The 25,565-nt window shown below is 45.6% G+C and carries 22 protein-coding genes; 3 read left to right on the top strand and 19 right to left on the bottom strand.

Annotated elements, in window-relative coordinates:
• Position 1: 1 nt before the first annotated feature.
• Genes EMP01_RS01170 through EMP01_RS01180 form a run of 3 tightly spaced genes read right to left on the bottom strand, consistent with a single transcriptional unit; the run spans position 2 to position 2,628 of the window.
• On the bottom strand, positions 2-778 hold the full coding sequence (locus EMP01_RS01170) for a (Fe-S)-binding protein (RefSeq protein WP_129019667.1): 777 nt from the start codon (positions 776-778) through the stop codon (positions 2-4).
• Between the two features lie 41 nt (positions 779-819).
• On the bottom strand, positions 820-1,281 hold the full coding sequence (locus EMP01_RS01175; protein WP_129019668.1) for a DinB family protein: 462 nt from the start codon (positions 1,279-1,281) through the stop codon (positions 820-822).
• Positions 1,282-1,305: 24 nt separating this feature from the next.
• Positions 1,306-2,628: a (Fe-S)-binding protein gene (locus tag EMP01_RS01180; protein WP_129019669.1), complete on the bottom strand. Its 1,323-nt coding sequence runs from the start codon at positions 2,626-2,628 to the stop codon at positions 1,306-1,308.
• Positions 2,629-2,834: 206 nt separating this feature from the next.
• On the opposite strand from EMP01_RS01180, the gene EMP01_RS01185 reads away from it, so the two are divergent.
• The gene (locus tag EMP01_RS01185) at positions 2,835-4,766 is read left to right on the top strand and encodes a KUP/HAK/KT family potassium transporter (RefSeq protein ID WP_129019670.1); all 1,932 of its coding nucleotides are present in this window, start codon (positions 2,835-2,837) and stop codon (positions 4,764-4,766) included.
• 22 nt (positions 4,767-4,788) lie between these two features.
• Positions 4,789-5,712: a bifunctional riboflavin kinase/FAD synthetase gene (locus tag EMP01_RS01190; RefSeq protein WP_129019671.1), complete on the top strand. Its 924-nt coding sequence runs from the start codon at positions 4,789-4,791 to the stop codon at positions 5,710-5,712.
• Here the strand turns inward: EMP01_RS01190 and EMP01_RS01195 are convergent, their stop codons facing one another.
• The 11 genes from EMP01_RS01195 to lysS form a co-directional block, all read right to left on the bottom strand.
• A complete protein-coding gene (locus EMP01_RS01195; protein ID WP_129019672.1) occupies positions 5,713-6,693 on the bottom strand; it encodes a hypothetical protein in 981 nt (326 codons plus the stop codon).
• 21 nt (positions 6,694-6,714) lie between these two features.
• Positions 6,715-7,668 (bottom strand): hypothetical protein, encoded by a 954-nt coding sequence (locus EMP01_RS01200; RefSeq protein WP_129019673.1) that lies wholly within the window; start codon positions 7,666-7,668, stop codon positions 6,715-6,717.
• A gap of 12 nt (positions 7,669-7,680) precedes the next feature.
• On the bottom strand, positions 7,681-9,501 hold the full coding sequence (gene dnaX, locus EMP01_RS01205; protein WP_129019674.1) for a DNA polymerase III subunit gamma/tau: 1,821 nt from the start codon (positions 9,499-9,501) through the stop codon (positions 7,681-7,683).
• Between the two features lie 152 nt (positions 9,502-9,653).
• Positions 9,654-10,376 carry a hypothetical protein gene (locus tag EMP01_RS01210; RefSeq protein WP_129019675.1) on the bottom strand — a complete coding sequence of 241 codons (723 nt, stop codon included), beginning with the start codon at positions 10,374-10,376 and terminating at the stop codon, positions 9,654-9,656.
• Between the two features lie 27 nt (positions 10,377-10,403).
• The gene (locus EMP01_RS01215) at positions 10,404-10,889 is read right to left on the bottom strand and encodes a hypothetical protein (RefSeq protein ID WP_129019676.1); all 486 of its coding nucleotides are present in this window, start codon (positions 10,887-10,889) and stop codon (positions 10,404-10,406) included.
• Between the two features lie 122 nt (positions 10,890-11,011).
• Entirely contained in the window at positions 11,012-13,264 is a 2,253-nt protein-coding gene (locus tag EMP01_RS01220) for a T9SS type A sorting domain-containing protein (protein WP_129019677.1), read from the bottom strand.
• A gap of 166 nt (positions 13,265-13,430) precedes the next feature.
• Positions 13,431-13,946 carry a response regulator gene (locus EMP01_RS01225; RefSeq protein ID WP_129019678.1) on the bottom strand — a complete coding sequence of 172 codons (516 nt, stop codon included), beginning with the start codon at positions 13,944-13,946 and terminating at the stop codon, positions 13,431-13,433.
• A 95-nt stretch (positions 13,947-14,041) separates the two neighbouring features.
• Positions 14,042-15,352: a methylmalonyl-CoA mutase family protein gene (locus tag EMP01_RS01230; protein ID WP_129019679.1), complete on the bottom strand. Its 1,311-nt coding sequence runs from the start codon at positions 15,350-15,352 to the stop codon at positions 14,042-14,044.
• A gap of 15 nt (positions 15,353-15,367) precedes the next feature.
• Positions 15,368-15,775: a thiol-disulfide oxidoreductase DCC family protein gene (locus EMP01_RS01235; protein WP_129019680.1), complete on the bottom strand. Its 408-nt coding sequence runs from the start codon at positions 15,773-15,775 to the stop codon at positions 15,368-15,370.
• A 1-nt stretch (position 15,776) separates the two neighbouring features.
• Positions 15,777-16,805 (bottom strand): UDP-glucose 4-epimerase GalE, encoded by a 1,029-nt coding sequence (galE, locus tag EMP01_RS01240; protein WP_129019681.1) that lies wholly within the window; start codon positions 16,803-16,805, stop codon positions 15,777-15,779.
• Between the two features lie 675 nt (positions 16,806-17,480).
• A complete protein-coding gene (lysS, locus tag EMP01_RS01245; RefSeq protein WP_129019682.1) occupies positions 17,481-19,202 on the bottom strand; it encodes a lysine--tRNA ligase in 1,722 nt (573 codons plus the stop codon).
• 612 nt (positions 19,203-19,814) lie between these two features.
• Here lysS and EMP01_RS01250 point away from each other — a divergent pair.
• Positions 19,815-20,138, top strand: a complete 324-nt coding sequence (locus EMP01_RS01250) for a hypothetical protein (RefSeq protein ID WP_129019683.1) — start codon at positions 19,815-19,817, stop codon at positions 20,136-20,138.
• A 73-nt stretch (positions 20,139-20,211) separates the two neighbouring features.
• Here EMP01_RS01250 and frr read toward each other — a convergent pair whose 3' ends face one another.
• The 5 genes from frr to EMP01_RS01275 form a co-directional block, all read right to left on the bottom strand.
• Positions 20,212-20,775 carry a ribosome recycling factor gene (gene frr / locus EMP01_RS01255; protein ID WP_129019684.1) on the bottom strand — a complete coding sequence of 188 codons (564 nt, stop codon included), beginning with the start codon at positions 20,773-20,775 and terminating at the stop codon, positions 20,212-20,214.
• Positions 20,776-20,855: 80 nt separating this feature from the next.
• Positions 20,856-21,710 carry a peptide chain release factor N(5)-glutamine methyltransferase gene (gene prmC / locus EMP01_RS01260; RefSeq protein ID WP_129019685.1) on the bottom strand — a complete coding sequence of 285 codons (855 nt, stop codon included), beginning with the start codon at positions 21,708-21,710 and terminating at the stop codon, positions 20,856-20,858.
• Positions 21,700-22,704 carry a cation diffusion facilitator family transporter gene (locus tag EMP01_RS01265; RefSeq protein WP_129019686.1) on the bottom strand — a complete coding sequence of 335 codons (1,005 nt, stop codon included), beginning with the start codon at positions 22,702-22,704 and terminating at the stop codon, positions 21,700-21,702. Before EMP01_RS01265 ends, prmC begins: the two co-directional genes overlap by 11 nt.
• Before the next feature lies 1 nt (position 22,705).
• Complete coding sequence (locus tag EMP01_RS01270) at positions 22,706-23,086, bottom strand: hypothetical protein (RefSeq protein WP_129019687.1); 381 nt, start codon at positions 23,084-23,086, stop codon at positions 22,706-22,708.
• 6 nt (positions 23,087-23,092) lie between these two features.
• Entirely contained in the window at positions 23,093-25,486 is a 2,394-nt protein-coding gene (locus EMP01_RS01275; RefSeq protein ID WP_161971183.1) for a penicillin acylase family protein, read from the bottom strand.
• Positions 25,487-25,565: the final 79 nt, after the last annotated feature.

The following is a 25,565-nucleotide window of genomic DNA, read 5'->3' on the forward strand; positions in this document are numbered from 1 at the left end:
GTTAAATGCTTTGTGCAATCATTTCGGCAATGTCCAGAACCTGTACACTATCTTCTTTTTCCTGGTTTTTCACCCCATCCATCAGCATGGTAGTACAGAAAGGACAGTTTGCGGCGATGATTGATGCACCGGTCGCTACCGCTTCTTGTGTACGTTCAAAATTCACGCGGGTTGTACCCTGTTCTTCTTCCTTAAACATCTGCGCTCCACCGGCACCACAGCAAAGGCCATTGGTACGGCAACGCTTCATTTCTACCAGCTCTACATCCATCGCTTCCAGTACGGCTCTCGGTGCTTCATAGATATTATTGGCACGCCCCAGGTAGCAGCTGTCATGATAGGTAATTTTTTTACCCTTAAAGGTTCCACCCTCTTTCATAACAATGCGGCCATCATTGATGAGCTGCTGCAGGAAAGTAGCGTGGTGAATCACTTCATACTCGCCACCCAGTGCAGGATACTCATTTTTAAGCGTATTAAAACAGTGCGGGCAGGCAGTTACGATCTTTTTGATACCGTAGCCATTCAACACCTGTATATTATTATAAGCCATCATCTGGAACAGGAATTCGTTGCCGGATCTGCGGGCAGGATCTCCCGTACACCCTTCTTCCTGACCCAGGATTGCGAACTGTATACCTACTTTATTCAGAATCTGTACAAAGGCTTTGGTAATTCTTTGCGCGCGCTGATCGAAACTTCCTGCACATCCAACCCAAAACAATACTTCTGGTTCCGTTCCTTCAGCCATATATTCGGCCATTGTTTTTACCGTCATGCTCTAGCGTAATTTTATGTAAAATTATTTCTTTTTATGTTCTATACCAGCTTACTCATGGCACCGGCTTGGCCCAAGTGCAGGAGATCGTGGTGTGTACAGCACTGCAGCACTGTATCTATATTATCCATATCAAAACCGAAAGTCATCGTCTGGAATGGTGTTATGGTTGCAAAACGACCGGCAGCATAATCTGCACTAATCTCTTCCAGCGATACCACCAGGCGGTCTTTCAGGCGTGTAATTTCTTCGGCAGGTATATAGGCTTCCGGCCTGGTACCATGACGGTATTTTTCCACTCCTTCGATTACTCTTTCAGGATCTACACCTGTTTTGTAATAACACAGTATTTCCGTACTGACTACAATATGTCCCAGGTGCCAGGCTATATTGTTTTTAAAGTGCTCCGGTATAGTATTCAGCTGATCTGTACTTAACTCCTCTACCCATTGTGCAAATTTTCTGCGGGCGCTGAGGGCAAAGGCAAACTGATCATTCATCATAATATGTTGTATTGAGGCTGTGGATTAGCTATGTGCCCAGGCATCACGATCGCTAGGGCTCATTTTCCACGGAGCCATGTTATTTTCAATATTGTTAGACATCTGCATCCATTCCTGCGGCACATTACTTTCTTCCATATACAGGTTACGGCGCAGCTCCAGGATAATATTCAACGGATTAATACTTACCGGACAGGCTTCTACACAGGCATTACAGCTGGTACAGGCTCTTAATTCTTCAGTACTAATATAATCATGCAGCAGCGATTTGTTATCGTCTACAAATTCTTTATTGGCATCAATGTTCTTACCTACTTCTTCCAGACGGTCGCGGGTATCCATCATGATCTTGCGCGGAGACAGTTTCTTACCGGTAATATTGGCCGGACAGCTGGCGGTACAACGGCCACATTCTGTACAGGCATAGGCATCCAGCAAGCTTTTCCAGCTCAGGTCCATCACATCCTTAGCACCGAACTTAGGCATCGCTGCATCTGCAGGCACTTCTGTAGGTGCTTTATCCGGTTCCATAGCATATAATACTTCGTTCTGAATATCCTTCATATTGTGCATTTCTCCGGCAGGCTCCAGCGATGCATAGTATGCATTAGGGAAGGCCAGTACAATATGTAAGTGCTTAGAATAAGGCAGATAGTTCAGGAAGGCCAGGATACCGATAATGTGGATCCACCAGGCACCACGCTCTACAGCCAGCAGGCTGCTTTCGCTCAGGCCGGAAAATAATGGCGCAATATATTGAGAGATCAGGAATGGTCCGGTTTGCGCATAATGTTCTGCATGCAGCTGCTGCAGGTTATAGTCACAGGCATTCATGATCAGCAGTAAAGACATCAGTACGATCTCTGTAACCAGGATCAGGTTTGCATCTGTTTTAGGCCATCCTCCGCTCAGTTCACCGGTAGTCAGGCGTTTCAGCTTCAGTACGTTTCTTCTGATCAGGAAGATCACACAGGATACCAGTACTGTCAGTGCCAGTATCTCGAACATACCTAAAAGCACAGGATATACTACACCCAGGAACGGGGAGAATAAACGGTGGGTACCTAATATACCATCCAGCACGATCTCCAGCATTTCTGCATTGATAATGATGAACCCTGCATATACAAAGAAGTGCAGGATAGCCGGTGTCATGCGTTTAAACATTTTCTTCTGTCCGAAGGCCAGCAGCAAGACATTTTTCCAGCGCAGGCCAGTATCACCTCCGAAAACTTCCTCTTTACCGAGGTTGATATTCCGGCGGATGGACATGATCTTTTTATAGAAGACAAACGATGCAAAACCCAGAACGAGAATAAAAAGGACTTGTTGTATAATATGTAACATACGTGGTATTGAATATATTATTTACAGCGTGCAAGGTACTGATTTCCGGTTGGTAACCGCATTGCAGGACACACCCTGCGAAAATACATCAGTTTTCGTAACTACAAAAGCCTTTGTCATGTTTCTGTAAAAGATTTTACACAGAACAATAATTTTGTAGTTTGGAATTTCCGTATACCTTTGTCGTCTAAAATCTCTTTTAAGCCGTGAGTGCACAGTCTAAAAAGTTATCCTTAGCCGGTATTATTATCGCATTAGGAATTGTCTACGGAGATATCGGTACTTCTCCGCTCTACACTATGAGTGCCATTGTCAGAGACCGCGTGATTGATGAACTGCTCGTTGTGGGTGGTGTATCCCTGATCATCTGGACCCTGACCCTTCAGACCACTATTAAATATGTATGGCTCACCTTGCGGGCAGACAACAACGGCGAAGGAGGCATCTTCTCCCTGTATGCGCTGGTGAGGCGACACTCCAAATGGATTGTAATCATTGGTATGATCGGCGGTGCGGCATTGCTGGCCGATGGGCTCATTACCCCCCCCATTACCATTACCTCGGCTATTGAGGGACTGAAGCAATCCCAGAGTACTACAATCTCTATCGTAATCGCGATCCTGGCTGTGGTCTTCTTAATGCAGCAGTTCGGCACCAAATCGATTGGTAAGCTATTCGGGCCTGTTATGTTATTATGGTTCCTGATGATGGCGGGCATTGGCCTGATCCACATTGGTGATGATGCAGCCATTTTTAAAGCCATCAATCCTTATTACGGTATTAAACTACTGATCGCAGAGCCTAAAGGGTTCTGGATATTGGGTGCGGTATTCCTCTGTACTACGGGGGCTGAAGCACTCTATTCCGACCTGGGCCACTGTGGCCGTGCCAATATACGCATGTCCTGGATCTTTGTTAAGGTCTGCCTGATCCTGAACTACATCGGTCAGGGTGCCTGGATCCTGCACCATTATCATGGTAAGGTGATGCCGAGAGAGGTAAATCCTTTCTTCCAGATTATTCCGGAGCAATACCGTACTATTGGTATCGTAGTGGCTACTTTTGCAGCGATTATTGCCTCTCAGGCACTGATTTCCGGAGCCTTCTCGCTGGTAAGTGAGGCTATTAAAATGAACTTATGGCCTAAGCTGAAGATCAATTACCCGACTACAGAACGTGGTCAGTTATATATTCCGGCGATCAACTGGTTCCTGTTTGCCGGTTGTTGTATGATTGTATTCTATTTCGGTAGTTCAGAGCATATGGAAGGTGCTTATGGTTTATCCATTACCCTGACTATGATCATGACCTCTACCCTGTTTGCCTTTTACCTGTATACCCGCCGCATTTCCAAGATGCTGATTTTGGTGTACCTGCTGGTATACCTGACCATTGAGGTATCTTTCCTGATTGCCAACCTGGATAAGTTTGAGCATGGTGGTAAGGTGACCCTGGTGATTGCGGTAGTGCTGTTTGGTATCATGTATGTATGGTATCGTGCCCGCAAGATCAAAAACCGCTACGTGGAATTTGTACGCCTGGAAGATTATGTGCCGATTATACAGGATCTGTCCAACGACCGTTCTATTCCTAAATATGCTACACACCTGGTATATCTGACCAGTGCAGATGATCATAAAGAGATCGAACATAAAATTATTTACTCTATCCTGTACAAAAAACCGAAACGTGCCGACATCTACTGGTTTGTACACGTGCATGTACTGGATGAGCCTTATACTACCGAGTATTCTGTACATACCATTATCCCGAATGAGATCATCCGTATCGAATTCAGACTGGGCTTCCGTGTGGAACAAAAGGTGCAACTGATGTTCCGTAAGGTGGTGGAAGACCTGGTGGCCAATAAAGAGGTGAATATCGTGAGCCGATATGAGTCTCTGAGCAGCCATAATGTACGCGGCGATTTCCGCTTCATTGTACTGGAGAAATTCCTGTCGAGAGATAATGAACTGTCTTTGTTTGAGAAGATGGTGATGCGCGGATATTTCATCCTGAAAAACATCAGCTTATCTGAAGAGAAAGGTTTCGGACTGGACCCTTCTGATGTAACGATAGAGAAGTTCCCGCTGGTGGTATCTCCGAGTACTACGATCAACCTGAAACGAATCGATTAATCCCGAAATAAAAGCGACTAAAGTGAGTGTATTTTTTGCGACCCATGACCTTCCAGCATTCCGTAATCCTGTACTGACGATCGGCTCTTTCGACGGGGTACATGAGGGGCATCAGAAGATCATCAAGCATGTGGTGGACAGGGCGAAGAGTGTAGGAGGCGAAAGTATCCTGCTTACTTTTGAACCGCACCCGCGCAAAATTATACAACCCGACCAGCCGCTGGGCCTCCTGTCTTCTCTGGAAGAAAAAATGGCCCGTATTACTGCCGAGGGTATTGATCATATTATCGTCATTCCGTTCTCCCGCGATTTTTCGATGATGAGTGCGGAGGATTATGTGATCGACTTCTTATACAATACGTTCAAACCATATACCATCATTATCGGATATGACCACCATTTCGGGCATAACCGCTCGGGCAATATCCATACTTTAAAGGAAATGCTGCCGGCTTCTGTGCAGGTAATCGAGATTGCCGAACACCTGATCCATGAAGCAGATGTAAGCTCTACCAAGATTCGTAAAGCGATCATGCAGGGGCAAATTACTACTGCGACTGAGATGCTGGGACGCACTTATGGTTTCGAAGCGGTAGTGGTACACGGCAATAAAATAGGCCGTACCATCGGCTACCCTACGGCTAACCTGCAACCGACTTACGGGGATATACTGGTGCCGGGTATCGGTATCTATGCAGTAAAGGTACAGCACAAGGATCGTGTGTATAAAGGTATGATGAGCATAGGCAAGCGCCCGACCGTAACAGACGACAATATTGTGACGCTGGAAGTAAACATCCTGGACTTCAATGAAGATATTTACGGAGAGAAGTTATATGTGGAGTTTATCGCTTATGTACGCGGGGAGGAGAAATTTTCCGGCCTGGAAGAGCTGAAAGCACGCATTGCACAGGATGAACTGGAGATACGTGCTATACTTTCCTGATTATTCCACTTTTGAGGTGCCAATCGCACCACCACCCCATTCTACTAATACAAAACCCTTTCTTAGCGTTTGCTGTAATTGCTGCTCTGGAAGCTTTGGCGTTGTACCATCGTAGGCTTTGTATTCCATAAACACACGAATTACTGTTTCCGGTTTAGGTTCTACATCCAGCGTTGAAGAATGGTCGATATCATCATTCACCCAGAAATGGATAAAATTGGTCTCATTTTTACTTAATGCCGGTAACCAGTACACTATAAAGTCGTTGATCTCCGTTTCGTTCAGACCCATCTGTGCCAGGCGTTGCTGTAAAAATGGTATAATCTCTTTGCGCGATACATAAAAGCCATCCTTGTACACAAAGTGCTCTTTACCGAAATGAGTCGATCCATCCCAGAACAGGTAGTTATAATTACGGCCATCGGCCTTGTTTTTCAGCTTCCCATCCGGACTCGCCACTACATTCCAGCCATCTTTGTATTCGGGAAAGGTATTGAGCACCGTACCCTTGAAGGTATGCTTAATCGAAACGGCTGTTTCCTGCTCGGGATAGAGGTAGATAGCGGGTTTCATGACATATGCATTCGGATCCAGTTTCTGACCATAAACTACAAAATACAATTCTACATCTATAGAATCAGATTTAACCTTCTCTATTGCAACAATATCGTTCTTATCACCGGATGGAAATTTCACGAACTCCAGAAATTTGTATTTTTTCAACTGCTGTTGATCCAAGGTCAATTCAAATGCAGAAGTGCTGCCCCAGGCAAATGTATCCTTACGTCTTCCATCTTCCTTTTCCTTAAGAAAGATGACATATGAAGCACATTCTTCATAGTACTCAGTATCTACCTGTTCTCCATCTATCGTATCTAGTCCGTTGCTCCATTCATACACCTTACCCTTAATTGTTTTCTGTGCTGTAGCAGTGTATACGAATCCGATAAGGCAAATAATGCCTGCTATTATGTTTTTCATAAATCCTTAATGTATCTGTGATTACTCTAGTCTTCCGCTACCGATGGTTCCACCACCCCATTCTACTAACACAAAACCCTTTCTTACCGTTTGCGGCAACTGCTGCTCTGGAAGCTTTGGCGTTTTACCATCGTAGGCTTTGTATTCCATAAAGATGCGAATAACCGTCTCGGGGTTGGGAGTGACCGAAAGTTTTGAAGAGTGGTCTATATCATCATTCACCCAGAAGTGGATGAAATTGGTTTCATTTTTGTTCAGTGCTGGTAACCAATACACGATAAAATCGTTGATCTCCGTTTCGTTCAGACCCATCTGTGCCAGGCGTTGCTGTAAAAATGGTATAATCTCTTTGCGCGATACATAAAAGCCATCCTTGTACGCAAAGTGCTCTTTACCGAAATGAGTCGATCCATCCCAGAACAGGTAGTTATAACTACGACCATCGGCCTTGTTTTTAAGCTTCCCATCCGGACTAGCCACTACATTCCAGCCATCTTTATATTCGGGGAAGGTATTGAGTACGGTACCCTTGAACGTATGCTTTATGGAAACAGCTGTTTCCTGTTCAGGATATAGATAGATGGCGGGTTTTAATACCTGCACTTCTCCATCATACTCATAATTAAGCCTCCGTAGGATAACATCTATCGAATCCGGGCCTATATCCTTTATTTTCAATACACGGTACGTACCGCCCCAAAGAGACCCAAATTCTATGAACTTATATTTTCGTAGCTGTTCCTTAGTCAGGGTAAATGCAAAAGCTGCTGTATCGCTACCGGCAATTCTTAAACCTTCTTCACTGAATCTATGCTTTCTTAGTACTACATCGTAATAGCGAGCCTCTACAAATTCCTTATTATCTCCTAGAGAATTTTCCTCGTCCGGCTCATACACCTTCCCCTTAATCGTCTTCTGTGCCGAAGCCGTATTGGCCAGGCTCAGCAGACAAAGCATTAATACTATTTTCCTCATTGTGTTTATAAATTATCCTATATCCAGGCGCAGCTGGTCTTTGAGTTGTTTTAAAAGCGGATTTTGTCTGACCATCAGATCGAACTGATCCGATTTGGAGATGGATTGTACTTTAGGTGCCTGGCTTACTGCTGTAGGATCAAGGATCGCAATTACCCTCAGGTCTTTGTTATTGGTTTCCTGCTTGCAGAAATCGCGGATGGCATCTGTATTACCGGAAGCATAGATCAGTCCGATATTACTGTTGCAGACCAGTATAATCTCATCCGGCGCATTGATCTGTACCGTAGCACTGGCCAGGTTTGTGGCCTGCAATACTTTCTCTGAATCATGCTTCAGACGATCAATATAGCGGGCATACAAATCCTTCGCGATATCCAGCGTCAGGGCTATTGTTTCCTGTGGAACAACGGCTTGTGAAGCCTGCTCTTGTATCTGTTGCAGGAAGTTCTTACCTAATTTAGGCTTAGGTGGACCGGAAGGGCCTGCCGGTGGTGGAGCCGAAGGGGCAGAGGCCTGTGGAGGAGTACTTACCGGAGCCTGTGCCTGCACTGGTGGTACTGCGGCCGGTGGAGGCGGCGTATATACAGGAGCAGGTGCCTGGTAGGCCTCCTGTTGTACTGATGCTGGCGGGGCTGCCGGAGTTGATGTTGCTACCGCAGCAGCCGGTGCCGGATTATTTACAGGCTGGCTATATTTTTTTTTTGCATCTTCTGCAATAGAAGATGTATCCAGCACATTGTTCAGATAACAGAGTTTAATAAAGGTGACTTCGAGATGTAATCTCTTGTTCAGCGTAGTCTTATAATTGATTTCTGCTTCATTAAGGATATTCAGTGCCGACACAATATATTCTGTGGCGATCATCTGTGCCTTTTCGAAGAACATGCGTTTATGTGCTTCGGGAATATCCAGCAGCATAGTCATCTTAGGATCCTTACACAGTAAGAGGTCGCGCAGGTGCTCGGCAAAGCCGTTAATAATCGCATCGCCCTCAAATCCACGCTGGTACACCGATTCCAGTTGCAGTAATACACTGGCAATATCGGTGCTCATAACCGCATCCAATTGTTTGAAATAGAAACTGGCATCGAGCAGGTTCAGGTGCTCTACAGTCTGATCATACGTCAGGTGCCCGTTACTGAAGCTGGAGATACGGTCCATTATGGACAGTGCATCACGCATACAGCCCTCGCTCTTCTGCGCAATGATGTGCAGCCCTGCCTCTTCTGCCACCAGGTTTTCTTTGATACAGATACCATTCAGGTGAGCTACAATATCATTGGTCTGAATGCGCTTAAAGTCAAATATCTGACAACGGGACAGGATCGTAGGCAAGATCTTGTGCTTCTCCGTTGTAGCCAGGATAAATATAGCATAAGAAGGCGGTTCTTCCAGTGTCTTCAGGAAGGCATTGAAGGCCGCTGTACTGAGCATGTGTACCTCATCTATGATATACACTTTGTACTTTCCTACCTGGGGGGCAAAGCGCACCTGCTCGGTAAGGGCACGGATATCATCTACAGAGTTGTTAGAGGCCGCATCGAGTTCAAATACGTTGAAAGAGCTGTTTTCATTAAAAGTCAGACAGGTGTCACAGGTGCCACAGGCTTCTGTTTCTGCAGTGGGACGCTCACAGTTGATCGTCTTGGCCAGGATACGGGCACAGGTCGTCTTCCCTACTCCGCGCGGACCGCAGAAGAGGTAAGCATGTGCCAGATGCTCGGTTTTGATCGCATTTTTCAATGTGGTCGTGATATGCGATTGCCCTACAACCGTTTCAAAGGTTTGGGGGCGGTATTTACGTGCAGAAACTAAGTATTGTGCAGACATCAATTACAACAGATCAAAATATCAACAGGAGGAACGAAAATGTTCCTTATTATCCCTGCAATTTCTGTCATTTTGAGCAATTTACAAAATAGGGTTTCCCCCATTAAAAAAGAGGGCTGCAATTGCAGCCCTCTTCCTGTATGATCTTTGTTTTACGCTTTAAACGGTATAGCTGTCGGTACACGCAGGTGGGGGTATTTCTGCCCCAGTACGTATAGGAAATGATTGGCCACTACAATATTTTCTACCTGTTTATGCGGACTCATGGTCAGTGCATTACCGCCACTACTGGCAAAATTGAACAGGAGCATATTGTAAATGTCCATAACCACCTCGCCGTCTTCTGTAGGTAAATATAATTTGTACAGTTTCAGGTCGAACTTACCGAATTTGGCCTGTGCCCTGGCCATTCCGCTCAAGGGTTTCTCCTCAATGCGGGCCTGTTGCAGGCGGAACGGTTCAAAAACGATGTGCTTGGTAATGTCGCCATCGGTATCGGTATCCATCAGGTGCAGCGCTCCCCCGCTTAATACAAGGTATTTGGGTGTTTGTACTGTTCTGAATTTTACCGTGCCCAGTGTAGCCAGCCCTTTCAGGGTGTCTTTGGCAATATCTTTGGCCTGGTCTTTGCCGGTATACTGTGTATTGGCATAGGTAAATGCATCTGCAGGCTGATCGCCCAGTTGCTTTTTCACAAAAGCATACTCTGTTTCTAACAGGCGGTCTTTATAGGACGGTGCCTGCCTAGCCTCTTCGTCCATATCCAGGTGTTCCATTACATTCAGCAGCTTTCTGCGGCGCTGATAAGTGATGTAGAAAAAGGCTCCGTAAATGACAGCCATAATGACCACAACATATAAAATAGTATTGTACATATGCGTCCTTTAATTAAAAATAAGAAATTAAGCAGATTGCGGGGTAACCGGAGTTTTTTTAGATGGTATCAGCCCCCAGATAATGAATAAAATAATGAGTACAGCAACAAGCTTTCCGCCATAACGTGTGTAAAATCCCAGTTTATTCAGCTTATTTTTATCCAGTTTATTTTCGTCAAGTATGGTCTGCAGTTCCTGATCAGATAATTCGTAAAAGCTCTGATCAGTCTCGTTATATCCTACCAGTTTAGGCTCCTGGGTTACCCATAATGGTAATAACCAGGCTATATTAAATTCTTTGTGAAAAGTAGCAAGGTCGAGGTACTGGCTTTTAGTGTTCATCATTTTAGAACCTTCTTTGATCAGGTATTCGTCCGTGTCGGGCAGGTCAGCGACTTTAGTCAGTGCCTCGCGCTCTCCGAAAGGGATACGCGCACGGGCTTCGGATTTCTGTACACAACCAAAGATAGCAAGGGATAGGGTCAGGGCAATAGGGATTAAGCGTTTCTTCATGATTTCTTGTTTGAGTTTAGTTATTGATTGGTTATATTTCACGAAGATAAGAGCAAAGCATTAAAAAAATACACCCCAGCTTAAATCTTAAGCTGGGGTGTATTAATTACACTATCAATTAATTATAATTTAACAAATTTAACATTTTGCACTATTCCTGCCTCTATACGGATGATATAATTACCCGCAGTCAGGGCACTTACGTCCAGGTTATAGGTCTTGCCGGTAGCTTTGTTTCTGATCAGTTCCTTACCGTTAAGGTCAGTAACAATGATTGTAGCAGCGGCATCCGTTGCCAGGTTAATGGTAATATTATCCTGCACTGAAGGATTAGGATATACTGCAATCTGCGCTGCGCTGGTATTGTTGATCAGTACAATTCCGGACGTTTTGCTGCTGCCGTCAAAGTCTGTCTGTACCAGTTTATAATAATGCTTAGCAGCACCTGCATCTTTATGGATGAACTGGTATGCCAGGACTGCATGGCTGTTGCCCTCTGTAGCCAGAGAGGATACAAACCCGATTTTGCTGAAGTTTTTACCATCTGTTGCGTGCATAATGTCAAAACCACGGTTGTTTTGCTCCATCGCTGTAGACCAGTTCAGGATGTTATTGCCCTGCTGTGCATATCCTTCAAAAGAAGTAAGCTGCACCGGCAGAGGAACGGAACTACTACCGATGGTGAACGGACTGAAGGCAGCTACACCGAAGGCAGTTACCGTACCATCGCTGGCCGTACCTGTAACCGTTTCGCCCAAAGGCTCCCAGGCATTAGCAGTGCTGTTGAAGTGCGCCAGACGTACATCTGCCGGATTGATTACATTAGAACTGCTGCCCCAGGTCAGGGTCACATCCGCGTCGGCTGTACCGCTGCGGTTGATATCCCAGTATTCGCTGTTGGTCACCGCATCTAAACGTCCACTTACGGTAGTATTGCCATAACCGGCATTAAAGTATTCGGCAGTATAGGTTGTCGCTGCAGTAGAAACCGGCTTAATGATCACCGGGCGATATACACCGGCCTTACCTACCGGCAGGGTAAATGTTGTAACGGTATTGCTGCTCTTAGCCACCGGGCCATCGATATATGCAGTTGCACTGCCACCGGTAATTTGTGCGTCATTGCCCAGTTGCAATAATGCCGAAGCAGAAGTATGCAGGATACTGCCCAGGCTTACCGTACCATTAACGGTTACATTACCTGGCAGTTGTTTTTCACCACCGGAAATAACCAGGTTGTTATAGGTAATATCGGAAATAAACTGGGTAACGGTAGCATTATACTCAATCGTAGAGGCATTGTTGATGGTTACATCTGACATACGGAAGGTGCTTATAGTGCTGCCGGAAAGACCGTATTCATTGGTGCTTTTTACAGAACCGTTCAGTATAACCGGTTTAGTGGTAGCCAGTACATGATCTGCTGCTGCCAGCACACCATCAACTTTCAGTGTATCGGCGCTTTCATCAGCAGTCATGGTAACGGTATGTGCAGACTGGATAGTCACTACATTGCCGGAACCCGGTTTCTGTGTAGCATCGGACCAGGTAGGCGGGGTTGTTACAGAAAGATATTGCCAGGTAGCTGCAGTATTATAATCGCCGCTCGCTTTAGATCTGAACGGAGCTGTTCCGATCGGATTGGTTGCTGCCGGTACTGTCCAGTTGATCGTTACATCATCAATAGACAATCCGTGATCATTACCGGAGTGATCCGGATCATCCCATTTCAGCATAATATACTGTCCCGGAGCCAGACTTAAGCCGGTTAAGGCTGTGGCAGAAATTGCCGTTCTGTTAGCCGCCGAATTACCATTAATGGCATTGGTAGTATTATTGGCACCCGGACCATTTGTCTGTGGGCTGGTAAAGTTCAGTGCCGAAACCGCTGTCCAACCACTGGTAGTGGTTGGCTGCAGATCATTGATCACACCATTAGCTGTTTTGTAATAAAAAGATACGGTTTGCGCACCCGCACCGGCTGCGTTTCTCCATTGCTCGCCTGTATAGGCAACCGTTATATTAGTAATCGTCTGCGTTGAATTATTGCGCAGCAATACACCATAAGCAAAGTCTCCTGCTGCGGCATTGCCGGAACCCAGAGAGCCCAGGGCGCGGTCGCTGTTGCTGGTTGTACCGTAACTGTAAAGCCCACCAGAATTTAATCCTCCATCAGAAACCAGGATACTTGTACCATTACCGGTACGCTGTGCATACCAGCTGGAAATCGTACTATTGTCCGCCCAGGTACCGCTAGAACTGGCCGGAAGTGTGTTAAAGGCTTGCGTATAGCTGTTTGTGGCAGTCATACTCACTTGTGCAAAACCTGCATTACCGGCCAAAGCCAGTAAAACTAAACTGTAAATGCTCTTCATACAAATTATAATTTTAATATATATTTGCAAAACTAGAAGAGTTATATCACCTTAGAATGTCCATATAATTAATAAATTGTAAAGTATGTTTATAACAAAAAAGGAGCCTTATCTGCGGACTGCAGATAAGGCTCCTTTTTTGTTATAAATTATTCCGGCGGTGCGTTTATTGCGCGTCCAGGATAGGCTTCAGGAACATGAAGAATACGGCTCCTAAAACGATCAGTCCGATCACGATGGTCAGCAGGGTGATGGTACGTTTGTACCCTTCATTTACAATTTTCAGCTTATGTATTTCGCTGGCATTGTTGATTACATTTTCAATGCGCGGGAAAGCACTCTCTCCCTTTACAATGTAATCGAAGGCTCCGTACTTCATTGTATCTACAGCCACATCTATTTTATCCTGTCCGGACAGGATGATCACCTGTGTCTCCGGGTTTTTGTCCTTGATTTCTTTAAGTACGTCTACACCGTTCTTTGCATTTTGCAAATGAGCGTTCAGATGGTAGTCCAGTACAACGATTTCGGGGTTCAGGTGCATTTGCGCCATAGCCTCTTCTCCGTTATCGAATACTTTGATCTCGTATGTGTATCGTTCTGTTAAAAAGTCTTTCAACATTTCGTTTTGGATAGGCTCGTCGTCTACCAAGAATACGTAACGTTTGTCTGAAAGTGCCATATGAGTGATTGTTTTGTTGTAATTCCCCCGAATATATAACGCATTTTTTTAAAATGCAAGTTTATACTACAATAATTTTATCACGACATAGTGAATTATATTATTGTAGCCAGGCTCAACGGGTATATACCCGGCTGCTCATGTTGCGGTACCGGTGCCGGTTGTGGCATATCTACCTGATTAGGATACTTGTTCATCCCGATCCATACCAGGCTTCCATTACGGTAACGCTCCAGCAGATCTGCCGCCTGTGCCGCTACCTTTCCGGTCAGTATACCGTCGTTAAATGATTGTATAAATCCTCCAGCAGCCTCAATCTCTTTAAAGACATCCCAGCCTTTAGTACCCATCTCTGCGGTTAGTGTCTCCAGGTAATAACTACCATTGGCGACATCGGCAATATGGTGCAGGTAACTTTCTTCTTTAAACAGCAATTGTGTGTTTACACTCATCCTTCTGCTGAAGGCTTCTTTACCTTTAGAATGTCCTTCATCGAACGGGAGAATGTACACCGCATCACTACCACCCATTACAGCGGCCATACCGGCCAGTGTATCACGCAGCAGGTTGTTGTATGCATCGTATGGTGCTTTATATAAAGTACCGGTTATAGCCTGTATGGCTATTTCCGGGTTGATATCGTATTGTGCAGTAAGCAATTGCAACAGCTGTCTTAAAGCGCGTACTTTGGCAATCTCTTCAAAGAATACGGTACCGGTAGCCACAGTCACATGCAATTGTTTTACTGTATTTAAGGCATTGCTATCGGCCAGTGCCTGCAGGTATTCATTCACCTGCGCAGTAATCAGTCCCAGCTGGTATACCGATGGTGATCCGGCATTATAGTACAGGCTGCCATCAACGATCAGCTGCCCTGTACTCTGCGCGATGCGGTTTACCGCTGCTGCAAAGGTCTCGGCTGTAGCCTTAGCCTGTACATAATCAGATAAAGTATCGTGGCCTATTGTGGCCTGTACAGCATTATGTGCTTTCAGGTACGCTGTCAGTGCTTCTACAGATGCATCTGTTGCATTGCGCAGGTTAAAGAAGGTATGGATATAGGCTACCTCTACCCCATTGAGTAGTGTCGCCCAGTCGGTATTTTCGGCGGCCACTTCGAAAATCAGTCCGCTGGCGCCGGTAGCCAGTGTTTGTAAAGCCAGTTTATTGGCGTCCTGTTCCTGGTTTACGACGATGCGCTCCATAATACTCCAGTCAGTATGGGCAAATACAGGCTTGGTATCATGATCTGCAACATCTTCAATCGTATAGAACGGCTCTATAGTGATGCCATTATCATCGATTCTTCTCAGCTGCTCAAAAGTAATTCCTTTCAGATCTTTGGTCAGTTGTGCCTTCCAGTCTGCAGCACCTGCGGGGTCGAACCCTGCTAAAATATCTTCCATTATATATGTAAACTATTATGCAATAAATTTATTTTTCAGCTCGGGAGTTGGTATCCAGCAAGCCTCTTTTTTGCCAAACCAGCGATAGCGGTTGCGTGCAATCCAGGCATACACCGTATTCCTGATCATTCGCGGCAGGATCATAAACCCATACAGTAAAGAATATGCTCCTTTAAGTCTGCGGGCAATCATCAATGCTGCGGAAGACTGTGTATATACCTTTCCATCTTCGACCAGCACGATACTGTCTGTGGTTATGTTATACTGCTTTTTCAGTGCTACGCCCAGATCAGATTGCAGTGAAGCGAAGCGAAAATAATCTTTCCGGTCATTCTTAATGATCAGCTGCACGCTGTTGCTACAGAGATTGCATACTCCGTCAAAGAGTATCAGACCGTGATCAGTAGGAATGCCGTTTGTCATATTATTGTGCTGTTTCTTTGGCCAGGGCCTGTTGCCAGTTCCAGGCGGTCTGCATCATCGTGGTTATATCATAACCAGGCTGCCAGCCCAGCAGGGTTTTGGCTTTGGTATTGTCTGCATATACTTTAATCACATCGCCTGCTCTGCGCGGACCGATGTCATAATTCAGTTTAAGACCGGATACGGATTCAAAAGCTTTGATCAGTTCCAGAACCGTTACCCCCTCGCCCGTTCCCAGGTTAAAGACCTCACAGCCTGATGGCAATGCATTCTCTATAGACTTCTGCAGGGCCAGTGTATGGGCATGGGCAATATCCATTACATGTATATAATCCCTCACACAAGATCCATCGCGGGTATCGTAATCATTACCAAATACCGTCATTCCGGAACGGATACCGATGGCTGTCTGGGTAACGATAGGCACCAGGTTTTCCGGACGCTGGTTCATCTCACCGATCAGGGTAGACTCATGCGCTCCTACCGGGTTGAAGTAACGCAGCAGTACGATTTTGAAACCGGGATTACCTTTTACAAAATCAGCACAGATCTGCTCGCCCATTTGTTTGGTAGCAGCGTATGGAGATTCTGCTTCTTTTAAGGGTGCTGTTTCGGTAACCGGCAGTGTATCTGCATTACCGTATACGGAACAGGAAGAGGAGAATACTACATTCTTCACACCAAATTCCTTAGCACACTCCAGTATATTGATCAGTGATCCGATATTGTTTTTATAATACATCAGCGGAGCATCTACTGATTCCGGCACCGATTTGTATGCTGCAAAGTGAATGATACCTTCGATATCAGGATTTGCTTCGAAGATGGTACGGGTAGCTGCAGCATCGCTCAGGTCTACTGCGTAATTATGAATGGATTTGCCTAATAACTTAGATACTTTATCATTCATCTCACCGAAGCCACGAGAAAGATTGTCTGCAGAGATTACCTCAAAACCATGATCTACCAGGTCTACAATGGTATGGCTGCCGATATAACCGCAACCGCCGGTCACTAATATTTTGCTCATGTAGATGTATTGTAATTTAACAGCACAAATATACAGCATAAAAAAGTCCTGCGCAAAGTCAGGGCTGATGTTGACATAATATTAAAATACAAACTGAGTATCCGCTTAAAGGAAACAAAGTCTAGTATTATAATTTAAGTAGCCTATATAGCTATTGCTACCTTTTGCATTGATGCAAAAGGTAGCGCCAAAAAATCAAGGCTGTATAAATCCCTGGCTAAAAATCAATGTGTCGGTCGCAAACCAGACTCGCTACGCTCAGACAGTGGTTTGCAACTCTATCGACCGAGCCAATGATTTTCTTGACGCCGGATTTATAAGGCCATTTGAACGATCTGTACTTGTACGGATCGCTTGTTGTTTTCATCACAGCGATAACCATTTTGGTTGGAGATGCGATCGTTGAGCGCCGAATGCATCACACGTTAAGCTCAGACGATCAATGCACGCAACGGTACAAAATGGCGGTGCTATGCAATCGCCTTGATGAAAACAAAGGCACTTTTGGTCCTTTTGTTGCCGGACAAAAGGACGAAGAAAAAAGGTTACTACATGCGGATAGTCGGTAAATACAATTGCTCTTTGTTCTTTATCGAGATACTCTGAAAAACAAACTACATAAAAGGGTAAGGGCTGCAAATTGCAGCCCTTACCCTTTTATGTAGTTTTGTAAAATTAGTCTCTGTTCAGTACAAAAACGCCTTCTTCATTTTTCTCGATTTTAGCGAGATTGGCAGAGGTCAGTTCTTTAATACCTTTATCCCATTTCTTACCGGACAGTTTACTTTCTGCTTTTAAGGCATCCAGTACTATTTTATCGGCCTGTTGAGATAATATATCTTTAATAGCTTTAGCCTCATCGCTCAATGGAACGCCACTGTCAAACTTCTCCGGTCTCATCTGAGGGAAGAACAGTACATCCTGGATAGACGGCTGATTGGTCAGCAGCATACACAGGCGGTCGATACCGATACCGATACCTGAGGTTGGCGGCATACCGTATTCCAGTGCACGCAGGAAGTCATGGTCGATAAACATGGCTTCATCATCGCCACGCTCCATCAGTGCCATCTGATCCTCGAAACGCTGGCGCTGATCGATAGGATCATTCAGCTCAGAATAGGCATTGGCAATTTCCTTACCATTGATCATTAACTCAAAACGCTCTACCAGACCTTCTTTGCTGCGGTGCTTCTTCGTCAGCGGAGACATCTCTACCGGATAGTCTATGATGAATGTCGGTTGCATATAAGTATGCTCCGATGTTTCCCCAAAGATCTCATCGATCAGTTTGCCTTTACCGATGTTAGGTGCCACTTCTATATTCAGTTGTTTACACACCTGGCGCAGACCTTCTTCATCCATTTCACTCACATCGATACCGGTATTTTCTTTGATAGAGTCGAAGATAGAAATACGTTTGAACGGAGCTTTAAAGCTGATGATCTTATCGCCTACCGGCACATCTGTGGTACCATGTACGGCAATGGCCATTTTCTCGAACAACTGTTCGGTAATGTCCATCATCCAGAAGTAATCTTTGTACGCGGTATACCACTCCAGTACGGTAAATTCCGGGTTGTGTGTACGGTCCATACCCTCGTTACGGAAGTTACGGCTGAACTCATAAACCCAGTCAAAACCACCTACGATCAGTCGTTTCAGGTATAATTCATTCGCAATACGCAGGTAATAAGGTACATCCAGTGCATTGTGATGGGTGATGAACGGACGTGCCGCTGCCCCACCCGGGATGTTCTGTAATACCGGTGTATCTACTTCTATTGCGCCCTGTCCGTTCAGGAAATCACGAATGGTATTCATGATTTTGGTACGTTTCAGGAATGTTTCTTTAATATGCGGATTCACGATCAGGTCGGCATAGCGCTGACGGTAGCGGAATTCAGGATCGGTAACTTCATCAAATACATTACCCTCTTCATCTCTTTTTACTACAGGTAATGGTTTCAGACATTTGGACAACAGGGTAAACTCTTGTGCATGCACAGAGATCTCTCCTTTCATGGTTGCAAATACATAACCTTTAATACCGATGATATCGCCCAGGTCAATACCTTTGATTGCTACATCCCAAAGGGTACTGTCTTCTTCCGTAGACAGTTCTTCTTTCTTTACATATATCTGTATGATGCCTTTACTGTCCTGTATCTTCAGGAAGCCTGCCTTGCCTTTGTTATTCACGCTCATTACACGGCCGGCCACACATACTGCTGCAAACTCATCCTTCTTCTCCTCTGTATACTGCTTCTTTATGTCTTCAGAATAATGAGATACAGGATACAGTGGCGCAGGATAGGCTTCTATCCCGGCCTGCGTTAGTGCGTTTAATTTCTCTCTGCGCACTAATTCTTGTTCGGATAAGTGTTGAACTTGCATATTTTTTGAATACGTTAAAAAATTTAAGACTGCAAATATAGCGCTAATTTGCTAATACGTCGGTGGCAAGTGGCCTGTAATTTCGATGCAACTATAAATTATAAGGAATAATGTGTAGAGATAAGTGAAATTGATTGTCTATTTACAGGACGTAAAGGCCTACATTACTCTTTGATCTTTAATTATATTTATGGCTACCTTTTGCCTTGATGCAAAAGGTACCGCCAAAAATCAAGGCTGTATAAATCCCTGGCTCAAAATCAATGTGTCGGTCGGTCGCAAACCAGACTCACTTCGTTCAGACAATGGTTTGCAACTTTATCGACCGAGCCAATGATTTTCTTGATACCGGATTTATAAGGCCGTTCTAAGCGGTCTGTACTGATCGCTTATTAATTTTGAGTACAGCGATAGCCCTTGTTTGGTGCTTCGGGCGCCTCATCAACCGGAGTTTTGTGCCCATAGGGTCTCGAAGGGTAATTCAACGCAGGCGATGCTACAAAATGGCAGTGTTTTGCAATCGCCTTAATAAAGACAAAGGTATTGTGTATATTATTTGGAATTTATAACAAAAAAACTACATTTGTATCCAAAAGTAAAACAAAACCCAACATGGATCAATTAAGACAGCAAGCCCTGGCTGTAGATATTCAGAAGCAGATAGACTTAGGCTTCTCGGCTAAGGAAATAAAAGAAAACCTGGTGGCTAATGGTTATTCTAACGAAGAACTGTCGCAGGTAAATGCGCTGATGCAAAAAAGCGAACAGGTCGAAAAACAGGCTAAATCGAGCCCCTGGACTATCATTATCTCCATTGTATTTATCCTGAGAGGGGTAATGTACCTCTCCAAAGGCCAGACGGGTCTTGGCGTACTGATGCTGAGTGTTGGCTTTATTGGCCTGATCATCAAACTGACCGTGGGCCGGAAATTTTAAAAGATTACAACAGTATATATAAAAGAATAGGGCTAACCAATGGTTAGCCCTATTCTTTTATAATTAAGTATACTTAGATCGTCATGATCTCTTTGTCTTTGTCTTTGCAAGCCTGGTCTACTTTCTCGATATTTTTATCGGTCAGTGCCTGTACGCGGCCTTCTGCTTCTTTGGCAGCATCTTCGCTTACGCCGTCTTTCTGCAGTTTTTTGATTGTTTCAAATGCATCACGACGATTGCTTCTGATCGCAATTTTCGCGGTTTCACCTTCTGCATTCACCCGTTTTACCAGTTCTTTACGACGCTCTTCGGTAAGTGGTGGCAGGAACAGACGGATTACTTCACCATCATTCTGTGGGTTCATTCCGATATTAGCCATCATGATAGAACGCTCAATCGGGCTGATCATGTTTTTTTCCCAAGGCTGGATAGAGATCGTTCTTGCATCAGGAGTCGTTACATTGGCTACCTGGCTGATCAGCGTAGGGGAACCGTAATACTCAACGGTAATACCGTCGATCATTGCAGGAGATGCTTTACCAGCGCGTATTTTCAACAATTCAGCATCCAGATGTGCCAGGGCTTTTTTCATACCTGAAGCAGCACTGTCTACTGCCTCGTCTAATAGTTCAATCATCGTTTTCGTTTTGTAAATGAGTTCTGAATCACTTTCAATAGGCACAAAAATAGAAAAATGTGCCACAAAAATGAAATTTTTTATCGGGTGCAGCGCAGCATACGGTCATTATCGTTCAGGTCCCGGAGCAGATCTGCCTGCCAGCCGGCGGCACTGTACAGGGCCTTTGTATCTGCTGCAAAATACTGGTTCAGCTCCAGGAAAACGGCCCCGCCCGCCTGCAAATAAATATCTGCAAAATGGGCGATCTTGCGGTAAAACTGCTGCGGATCACCATCGGTCACAAAAAGTGCCGTATGTGGTTCCTGATCCAGTACATGTACCTGCATAGCTTCCTGCTCCTGCGCTGTAATATAAGGCGGATTACTGACAATGATGTCAAAAGTTCCCAATCCGGGCCATTGTGCCTCGTCCAGAAAATCGCATTCTATAAAATTGACTTCAGCCTGCAGGCTTGCTGCATTCTGCCGTGCAATAGCCAGTGCATCTGTAGTAATATCTACTGCAGTAATATCCAGCTGAGGCGACTGCTTTTTTAAAGCGATGCTGATGCAGCCGCTACCTGCCCCAACCTCCAGTACACGCAAAGGCGCTCCGGCTCGCTGGCGTACACATTGCAATACAAGGTCTACCAGCTCTTCGGTCTCCGGCCGCGGAATCAGTACCGCAGGACTTACCACAAAGGTATATCCAAAGAAATAACTTTTACCCAGCACATATTGTACAGGGATATATTGCTGCAGTTGCTGCAGGCATGCTTCCATACGATCAAGCTGCACTTGCGTAAGCGCATCTTCCCGCTGCATTCTTAAGGAAAGTGTATCCAGGCCCGTAAGGTCTTCTATAACCCAGCCTGCAATGGCCTGTGCCTCCCCTGCTTCGTACAGATCGGCTAACTGGTCTGCTATATATTGTGAGGCTGATTTAATGGTCATGGGTCAGGCGGTCTCCCTCCAGGAGGTGTTTACTATTCTTCATTACATTATCTATATCCCATTCTATTCTGTAGCGGAATGGGGCTTTGCGTACGGTACAGTTTTCTATGGTACACAAAGGGCAGGAAAAGGGCTCACAGGGATCGAGGTGTATAAACAGCTCTACGGTAGTCCCGTACTTATCCACAACCAGGTCTTCCAGGGCCTTCATCTCTTCGTGTGCCTGTGCTACCGTATAATACCAGGGTACAGTAAGGTGCCCGTCCAGGTGTAAAATATTACCATAGCGGATAATGCGCAGGTTATGCAGATCGATCCAGGCGGGGCGTCGGTGCTCATTTACGTAAGTAATCACCTCTTCCAGCAGGCTCATATCAGCCTCATCCATAATTCCTGAAATGGAATTGCGTAACACACGGTATCCGGTGACTAATATAATGATGGCAAAAACAATAGCCACAACAGCATCCAGCCATAACCAGCCGGTAAACCGGATCAGTACCAGCCCGACAACAATACCTATGGTAGAATAGGTATCGGTACGCAGATGGCGGCCACTGGCTTCCATTGTGACAGAGCGATTCTTCTTACCGGTATTGACGGCATAGGTGCCTACAATATAATTGACCACTGCGGTAAAAGCCACCAGTACCAGACCTATATCCAGTTTCTGTAAGGTATGCGGCTTGCCTAAGCCTTTTATAGACTCGATGATGATGACCAGTCCTGCTATGGAGATCAGGGTACCTTCTATAGCTGCGGAGATAAACTCGACCTTACCATGACCGTAAGGATGATTGGCATCCCGGGGTTTGGCGGCCAGCCAGAGACTGTACCAGCCGAAGAGACCGGCAACTACATTGACAATACTCTCCAGTGCATCGGTAAAAATGGCTACAGAACCCGTCAGTAACCAGGCGACCATTTTGAAGGCTAATAAGAATATAGCGAGGAAGGCTATATTGCGTTGTATACGCACCGGATTATTATTCATATTAGTGATTACTTGTTGTACGCGGAGCCATTAGACCCGGACGTAAAATACGGTTTAGTGCGCTGGCTGTAAATCCACCCAGGGCACCGGAAATAAAGCCTATAAGGCCGGTGATGCATACTACAAAAATGTAGGAGGGTACGCCCATCAGTACTGCAATCTGCCGGCTGAGGATGTGCTCATTACCGATATCACGGAACAGGGCGATCACCAGCCAGCAAAGCCCTACACCCAGAGCTGCCGACAAAATAGCCGGCCCCATGCGTAAAGGCAAGAGCAGCACCATCAGGAAGGCAATCACCATCGATATCCACCAGGGGAGAAAATGTAATAACAGGGCTGATGCCAGTGCTGTTATCAGCATAATGATAAAAAACCGCATAATATCTTATTTACTGTTTTTAGGATAGAAAGTCAGCTGGTTATACGTTCCGTCTGCCCATTGTTGCATATAAGCGCTATAGAACTTACTGCCGGGATGCCCGCTTTGCCCACCGGGATATATACCGTAGGCTTTGATGCCGTTCGGGTCCATATCCACAACCATTCTCCAGCTGGGACCTTTACGGCCCTGCATGGCATTCAGCGTATTATAATCACCACCGGTAGGCAGGTTGGTAAAGCTAAAGGCTGCCTGCTCGCTCAGGTGCTTCACCGTAGTCTGTTTAGACAGGTACCAGGCTCCACCATTTGCGGCTTTTACTTTTTCAAAACTATCTGTAGCCTGCTTATAACTTTCCTGTACCAGAGCCCCCATAGCTTTGCCCGCAATGGTTTCCAGTATAGGCTTATTCGCCGCTACGCTATCATGCAGCAGCAACTGCAATGTTACGGCATCATCCGGTCGCACCAGCGCAGGATAGCGCCCCAGGCTGCTTTGCCATATATTGCGTCCTAAAGTATACCAGAGTATATGAAAGAAGGTAGCGTCTTTACTGTCCTTACTCAGTAGGTAAGGATGTTGCTGATCTTCCCATTTCAGTTGGGGTACATACAATTGTATGGCCGGGTACAGCTGCTCTGCCAGCATAGAGTACGCACTGTTCTGCAGCTGCATCATATCTTCTACACCGATGCTGCGCGCAGAATCGGACAGCCATTGTTGTAGTGTACGATTCAGGTACCAACCCCGCCACTCTGCAAAATCGCCGTTGTACCAGTAGGGATAAGTATTGTCTGTTACATTCTGATTCGCACTGGCTACATAACCCTGCTGCGGGTTCCATACGTGCGGGTTATCCTTCATAGGAATATCATTACCCCAGATTGTTTTGCTGGTGCTCCCGTTCATTACATATTTACCCTGGTCTTTCCATTTATTAATGAAACGGCCCTGTGCCCAAAGGGCAATATTTCCATGTCTGTCTGCATAGGCAAAGTTCTGTGCCGGACAGGTAAAATTACTGATGGCACTGGTAAAGGCTTCATAATTCTCTGCACGGTTCAGGGCATAAAAAGCCTTGAGCTCATTGGAGGGGCGATGTGCCATCCATTGCATGGCCAGCAATTTGCCGGAATGCAGAGGATCGGGAAAGCTGCTATCATACTGCACCGGACCCTGTATGGTGTACCGCACCGAATCGATGTAGGCATTGTCTTCGTCACGGATATAGATCTCTTCGCGACTGAAATTATACGGCACTTCCTGCTCATCGTAGATATAATAACGCGGATCGGTGGCCTGCTTTATTTCATAATAATCTTTTACATCACGGGCATTGTTAGTAAAGCCCCAGGCTATGCTGTCATTGAATCCGATAACCACAGAGGGGATACCGGGAAAGCTAACCCCATAGCTGTTGATACCCGGAGCTGTCAGCTGCACTTCGTACCATAAAGAAGGCAGATTGAGCTGCAGGTGCGGGTCATTGCACAGAATAGCCCCACCCGATTTGGTACGTTGTCCGCTGATGGCCCAGTTATTGGACCCTATACCGGTATTGCGCTCTTCCTGGTATCCGGCAGCGGCGACCAGAGAATCTTTAAGGGTAAAGGTAGCCCATAACTTAGCAACAGGGGTAATGGCCGGCATCTGTGAAGGGGCCGGAAAAAGAGTACCTGCGGGAATGACCGGGCTGCTGCCCTGCACCTTCTCCGGGTACAACATATCGAACTGCTCCTGCGGAAAGATCTCTTTCAGGTAAGAATAGGCAATATCGTCGGAGTAGCCGGTCAGCTTATCGGCCATAAATTTAATGATGAGTACCGATTTCAGGTTGGTCCATTCTTCCGGCTTAAAGTCCATCATTTTATATTCGAAAGGATAATCCATCAGCCTCAGCGAAGCGATATAGGTGTTTACCCCCCTGGTATAATTATCCAGCATGGCTTTGGTCTGCGCATCCTGCTCCATCATTTTGAGTGCATTCTTAGCGGCAAAGACCATTCCTTTCCTGCGCTGCAGGCGGTCATATTCCAGTGTTTTCCGTCCTGCTACCTCGCTCAGGCGGCCTCCCGCAGCCCTGGCCTGCATATCCATCTGCCATAAACGATAATATGCATGAACGTAACCCATCGCAAAGTACAGGTCTGCATCATTCTGTGCCGCTATATGTGGTACCAGCCGCTGATCAAAAGTAACATCAACATTACTGCGTAGCTCTTGCTGGGGGATGTGCATTTCCCGGCCATCTTCCGTAACGGCAACAGCATTCTTCCAGAAGCCTTTTACCGGTCCGAAGAATTTGCCTAATGGCGGGGTGCTACCCCAGTGATTGTTCAGGAAAAAGATCCATGCAGCACTCAGCAACAGTGCTATTGCAGCCAGTAGTATACGACGCATAGGATATAGTTTGCTTATGCACAAAGATAATGATTGGGCACAGCTTTCACCGTTTTTATTTATCCTGTTTCGTATTTGT

Origin of the sequence: Edaphocola flava, assembly GCF_004118155.1 — a bacterium.
Taxonomy (GTDB): domain Bacteria; phylum Bacteroidota; class Bacteroidia; order Chitinophagales; family Chitinophagaceae; genus Edaphocola; species Edaphocola flava.